General features: G+C 66.2%; 4 protein-coding genes. 2 read left to right on the top strand and 2 right to left on the bottom strand.

What is annotated here, in order from left to right:
* Window positions 1-1,470, bottom strand: a 1,470-nt coding sequence (locus tag DBR22_RS11020) for an NAD-dependent succinate-semialdehyde dehydrogenase (protein WP_108599047.1), incomplete at its 3' end; no start/stop codon positions are given.
* A gap of 216 nt (window positions 1,471-1,686) precedes the next feature.
* Window positions 1,687-2,508, bottom strand: coding sequence for a 16S rRNA (cytidine(1402)-2'-O)-methyltransferase (gene rsmI / locus DBR22_RS11015; RefSeq protein ID WP_258229148.1), 822 nt, complete (start codon window positions 2,506-2,508; stop codon window positions 1,687-1,689).
* 226 nt (window positions 2,509-2,734) lie between these two features.
* Between rsmI and DBR22_RS11010 the strand changes: the two genes are divergently transcribed.
* The gene (locus DBR22_RS11010; protein WP_181365133.1) at window positions 2,735-4,465 is read left to right on the top strand and encodes a dolichyl-phosphate-mannose--protein mannosyltransferase; all 1,731 of its coding nucleotides are present in this window, start codon (window positions 2,735-2,737) and stop codon (window positions 4,463-4,465) included.
* A gap of 79 nt (window positions 4,466-4,544) precedes the next feature.
* On the top strand, window positions 4,545-6,374 hold the full coding sequence (locus tag DBR22_RS11005; RefSeq protein WP_108599045.1) for an AMP-dependent synthetase/ligase: 1,830 nt from the start codon (window positions 4,545-4,547) through the stop codon (window positions 6,372-6,374).
* Window positions 6,375-6,416: the final 42 nt, after the last annotated feature.

Below are 6,416 nucleotides of genomic sequence, written 5' to 3'. Positions count from 1 at the left end.
GTACTGGGTGTACAGGTACTCCTCGATGCCCTCGAGGCCGCCTTCGCGTCCCAGGCCGGACTGCTTGACGCCACCGAAGGGTGCGGCGGCGTTGGAAATGACACCGGCGTTCAGGCCCAGCATGCCCGTTTCGAGCCGCTCACCCATCCGGAGGCCGCGGTTCAGGTCCCGGGTAAAGACGTAAGCCACCAGCCCGTACTCGGTATTGTTGGCCAGCCGGACGGCCTCGTCCTCGCTGTTGAAAGTGATGATCGGCGCGACGGGCCCGAAGATTTCCTCGGACAGGATCCGGGTCCCTTCGGTAACGCCGGTGAGGATGGTGGGCTGGTAGAAGTAGCCCGGGCCTTCCGCCGGAGCGCCGCCCAGGACCGCCTTGGCGCCGGAGGCTACGGCGTCGGAGACCAGTTCGTGGACCTTGTCCCGGCTCTTGGCATCAATCAGCGGACCCACCTTGGACTCCGGCTCCGTACCCCGGGCGGTGGTCATCTCCCCCATCTTCGCGGCGAACTTCTCCGCGAACTCCTCCGCCACCGCTTCGTGGACGATGAAGCGGTTCGCCGCGGTGCAGGCCTCACCCATGTTCCGCAGCTTCGCCAGCATCGCCCCGGCGACGGCGGCATCCAGGTCCGCGTCCTCGAAGACCACGAACGGGGCATTCCCGCCGAGCTCCATGGACGTCCGCAACACGGTTTCGGAGGCGTCGGCCAGCAGGCGGCGGCCCACCTCGGTGGAGCCGGTGAAGGACAGCTTCCGCAGGCGCTGGTCCTTGATCAATGGACCGGTGGTGGCACCGGCCGTGGACGTGGGGATCACATTCAGTACACCGGCGGGCAGACCGGCTTCCATCATGACGGCGGCGAAAAGCTGGGACGTCAGCGGGGTCAGGTTGGCGGACTTCAGCACCATGGTGCAGCCGGCGGCAACGGCCGGGGCAATCTTGCGGGTGGCCATCGCCAACGGGAAATTCCAGGGCGTGATCAGCAGGCACGGGCCCACCGGCTTCTTCGTGACCAGCAGGCGGGATTTCCCGTCCGGGGAAACCGAGTAGCGGCCGAACGCGCGGACCGCTTCCTCGGAGAACCAGCGAAGGAACTCGGCACCGTAGGTGACTTCGCCGCGGGCTTCGGCCAGCGGTTTGCCCATTTCCAGGGTCATCAGCAGCGCGAAATCCTCGGCGCGTTCCGTCACCAGGTCAAAAGCCCGGCGCAGGATCTCGCCCCGTTCGCGCGGCGCGACCTTCGCCCAGGACTCCTGCGCCCCAGCGGCAGCGTCAAGGGCGGCCACACCGTCCGCGGCCCCGGCGTCGGCGATACTCAACAGCACCTTGCCCGTGGCGGGGTCCTCGACGTCGAACGTCTTCCCCGACGCAGCGGGCCGCCACTGGCCATTAATCAGCAGTCCGGTGGGTACAGAGGCGAGCAGCTCGCTCTCGCGCTTGGCGGTTACGGCTGGCTGTGCGGTGAGCGTCACGGGTGACTCCCTTGTCAGTAGGTTTGCGGCTGTCGGAAGAGCCTGCGGCCCGCCGCCGCCTGCCCGGAGGCTTCTTGTCCCGCTCCCGGGCCGGCGACCGGCCGGTGTGGCTGATTCATTGTCAGACTACTGCTGCGGCGGCCGGAGGGTCTCCGCCCGGAAGCACTGCAGGATCGGGCTGTCATTGTGCGACTGCACAGCCCGCCGCTGGCCCGGTCAGCGCGCCGCGAGGACTGCTGAATAGAGCTCCCGCTTGCTGACCCGGACGTCCTCTGCGACGGCGGCCACCGCTTCCTTGAGCCGGATTCCCTGGGATATCAACTCGTTGACGGCCGCCACATGGTCTTCCGGGGTTCCCGGTGCCTGTTCGGGGGCACCGCCCAGCACTACGGCGATCTCGCCCCGGACCTCGTTGTTTTCCGCCCAGAGCAGCAGCTCGCCCACGGTGCCGCGGAGGACCTCCTCGTAGGTTTTGGTCAGTTCCCGGCACACAGCGATCCGCCGTTCGGCGCCGAAACGCTCCCGGAGCGCACGCAGCATCGATTCCAGGCGGTGCGGGGCTTCGAAGAAGACCATGGTCCGGCGCTCGGTGGAAAGATCCGCCAGCCGCGAGGCGCGTTCACCGGCCTTCCGGGGAAGGAAACCCTCGAAGCAGAAGCGGTCAGTGGGGAGGCCGGACAAAGCCAACGCAGTCAGCACAGCCGACGGCCCAGGGACTGCGGTCACGGTGAGGCCCGCGGCCACCGCACCTTCCACGAGGCGGAAGCCGGGATCGGAAACGGAGGGCATTCCGGCGTCGGTGACCATGACCAGGGTCTTGCCCGCCCGTACCTGCTCCAGGAGTTCTGCGGTCTTGGTGGCCTCGTTGTGTTCGTGATAGCTGATCACCCGGCCCCCGACGGTGACCCCGAGATTCTGAACCAGCCGGTGCAGGCGCCTGGTGTCCTCGGCTGCCACAATGTCCGCCGTGCCCAGCAGTCCGATCAGGCGGACCGAGGCGTCGCCGGTATTGCCGATGGGCGTCGCCGCCAGGATGATCCGGCCTGGTCCACCCGCAACAGGCTCTGCCGGGACCCGCTCCGCAGCATCAGGCTCCGCAGTATCAGGCTCTCCCGAAGCAGGCGCAGCCACATCAGGCGCTGATGCAAGCTCCGCCTCACCGGTCCCGGAACGGTCTGCAGGGCTGGGATCGGCGAAGGTGCTTGGGTTAGGGTCCACTACCCCAGCCTACTGCTGGGCGGCTTCACAGGCTGCAAAAGGTAGCATGGGGCAGGTGACGCAGACCTCCATGCGGCCTGCCGGGGCCGGGCAAGCCATCGCGCCGGCACCAGCCGCCGGGTCCTCCGGAAACGCGGGTGCCGCGAATTCCCAGCCGCGACGCTCCTGGATCAGCCGGCCTGCCGAGGCCTATTCCGCCGAGGTCCTCCGGGAGCGGTTGATCGGAAACTTCCGCAGTTGGCAGGAATACCCGCCGTCGCTGCGGATCTGGTTCTGGCTGGTCCCGATCCTGACCGCGGTGGTCGGTGGCATCCTCCGCTTTGTACGGCTGGACACCCCCGCGAGCCTTGTTTTCGATGAAACGTACTACGTCAAGGACGCCTATTCGTACCTCATCAGCGGCTATGAGCGCAGCTGGCCGGACAAGGCCAACGATTCCTTCAATGCCGGCAACCCTACGGTCATTCTGAACACCCCAGAATATGTGGTCCATCCTCCAGTGGGTAAATGGATGATCGCCGGCGGCATGTGGCTTTTCGGGCCGGACAATCCCTACGGCTGGCGGTTCGCCGCGGCACTGACCGGTACCGTGTCCATCCTGCTGCTGTCACTGACTGCCCTGAAACTTTTCCGTTCCCTGCCGTTGGCCGCGGCCGCGGGCCTGCTCCTCGCCGTCGACGGCCACCACCTGGTGATGTCGCGGACATCGCTCCTGGACGTGTTCCTGATGTTCTGGATCCTCGCGGCTTTCGGTGCTTTGCTGCTTGACCGGGACGACGGACGGCGGCGCCTTGCAAACCGGCTGGCCAGGCTGGCGGCGGCTTCGAAAAACGGCCGGCCCTCTGCGGGGCAGCTGCTCTCAGGCCCCTGGCTTGGCATCCGCTGGTGGCGGCTGGCCGCGGGCGTGTGCCTGGGCCTGGCCATCGGCACCAAATGGTCGGGCCTGTTTTTCCTCGCAGCCTTCGGCGTACTGACAGTGCTGTGGGACCTCAATGCACGGCGCGTCGCCGGTATCCGCGGCTGGGCAAGCGGCGGCGTCATCAAGGACGGGCTGCCTGCCTTCGCCGCAATGGTTCCCGTGGCTGCCATGGTCTATGCCGCAACATGGACCGGCTGGTTCCGGTCTGATGACGCTTACTACCGGCGCTGGGCTGAGGCCAACCCGTCAGCGGAGTGGGGGTGGCTGCCGGATTCGCTGCGTTCCCTGGCGCACTATCACCTGGAGGCCTATAAGTTCCACCAGGGCCTGGGTTCCGAACATCCTTACGAGGCAAGTGCGTGGAGCTGGCTGGTCATGGGAAGGCCGACGTCGTTCTTCTACCAGAAACCGGAACAGGGCACCCCGGGATGCGATGTGCCCAACTGCGCCTCCGCCATCCTTTCGGTGGGGAATCCGATGGTCTGGTGGAGTGCAGCCATTGCGCTGGTGGTGGTCCTGTTCTGGTGGGCCGGACGCCGGGACTGGCGGGCAGGCGCAGTCCTGGCAGGCGTGGCTGCGGGCTACCTGCCCTGGTTCCTGTACCCGGAGCGCACCATGTTTTTCTTCTACGCGGTGTCTTTTGAGCCGTTCCTGGTGCTCGCCCTGGTCTACTGCCTTGGACTGGTGATGGGCCGGGACACCGACCCGCTCTGGCGGCGGCGCTCGGGACTCTACCTGGTGGCGCTGTTTGTCGCCGGAGCAGTCCTGCTGTCCGCTTTCTTCTATCCGGTGTGGACAGCAGAGACCATCCCGTACCAGGAATGGCGCTTCAGAATGTGGATGCCGTCCTGGATCTAGGGCAGGATTGCATCAGACCCTGACGATATAGAGCCGCCCCGCAGGAGCGCTCCGGTAAGGCAGTGGAACGGAGACACCCGTGCGGGAAGCAAGCACAAAGCTCATGGTGGAGCTCGAACCGGACAGCAATGTCACCGATCTCCTGATGGATCAGGCGGCCAGGAACGGCTCCCACCCCCTCTACTCCTGCAAAGCCCCCAACGGCTGGACAGACATCCCGGCCCAGAAGTTCCTGCACGATGTCTCCGCCCTGGCCAAAGGCCTGATCGCCGGCGGCCTTGAGCCCGGGGACACGGTGGCAGTGATGTCCGCGACGCGGTACGAGTGGACCCTGGTGGATTTCGCGATCTGGTTCGCGGGCGGGGTGACGGTGCCCATCTATGAAACCTCCTCCCCCAGCCAAGTGGAGTGGATCCTGCACGATGCCGGTGCCCGCCGGGTTTTCGCCGAGGACCGCGGCAAAGTGGCGATGATCGCCCGGGTACTGGAGACCTCCGACCGCCTCCGGGACCGGCTGGTCAGCGTGGTCAGGATGGATTACGACGCCGAAGCCCCGGACCTCGCCAGCCTCGCCGCGGCCGGTATGGGAGTCACCGATGCCGAACTGGAACGGCACCGCACCGCCGCAGGACTCGATGACGTCGCGTCCCTGGTCTACACCTCCGGCACCACGGGGCACCCCAAAGGCTGCGAGATCACCCACGGCAACTTTGCGCTCGTGGCCGCCAACGTCGAGGCCTTCCTTCCCGAGCTCCTGAAGCAGGAAAACGCCCGCACCCTGATGTTCCTGCCACTGGCCCATGTGCTGGCCCGCGCCGTCCAGGTGGTGTGTCTCCACGCCGGAGCCACACTGGGGCATGTTGCCAGTCCAGCGGCCCTGGTCGAGGATCTGGCAACCTTCAAGCCCACCTTCCTGCTGGCCGTACCCCGGATTTTTGAAAAAGTCCGGGCCAGCGCCAGCCACAAGGCAACAATGAGCGGGAAATCGAGGATTTTCGGGGCAGCCTCCGCCACCGCCATCCGCTTCTCCATCGAGCAGGACAACGCAGCCCGCGGCCAAGGCAGTGGCCCCGGGCTCGCCCTCAGGATGCAGCACGCCCTGTTCGACAGGTTGGTGTATCCGAAGCTCAGGCAGGTCTTTGGCGGCCGGCTCAGCTATATGGTGTCCGGAGCCAGCCCGCTGGCACCTGAAGACGCACACTTCTTCCGCGGGATGGGGATCCCGGTGCTCGAGGGCTACGGCCTGACCGAGACCACCGCGCCCTGCACCGCCAATACCCCCCACCGGACCAGGGTGGGCACCGTGGGCGTCCCGCTGCCGGGCACCACCATCCGTGTGGCCGAAGACGGCGAAGTGCTGGTCAAGGGGATCGGTGTGTTCAAGGGCTACCACGCCAACCCGGCTGCCAACGAGGAAGCGTTCGTGGATGGCTTCTTCCGCACCGGAGACGTGGGCGAGCTGGACGCTGATGGGTTCCTGAAAATAACCGGCCGGAAAAAGGACATCCTGGTGACGGCGGGCGGTAAGAACGTGGCGCCCGGGCCACTGGAGGAAAAGATCCGCGCCCACCAGCTCGTGGGCCACGCCGTGGTGGTGGGCGATGGCAGGCCCTTTATTGCCGCCCTGGTCAGTCTCGATCCGTCAGGGCTGGAAAACTGGTGCTCGGAAAACAAGGTACCGGCACTCTCCATCGGCGAAGCGGTCACGGATGCCCGTGTCCGTGCTGCCGTTCAGGCAGCCGTGGACCACGCCAACACGATGGTTTCCAAGGCCGAATCCATCCGGAACTTCACCATCCTGCCAACCGAGTTCACTGAAGCATCCGGCCACCTGACCCCGTCCCTCAAACTCAAGAGGGCCGTCGTCGTGCGTGAATTTGAGGCCGAGATTGCCGGACTTTACGGCTGAGTTCTTTACGGCGGAGCGCTTTACGGCTGGCCGGCGCCAACC

This window comes from Arthrobacter sp. HMWF013 (assembly GCF_003061105.1).
Classification (GTDB): Bacteria; Actinomycetota; Actinomycetes; order Actinomycetales; family Micrococcaceae; genus Arthrobacter.
This window is presented reverse-complemented; position numbering and strand designations above follow the sequence as displayed.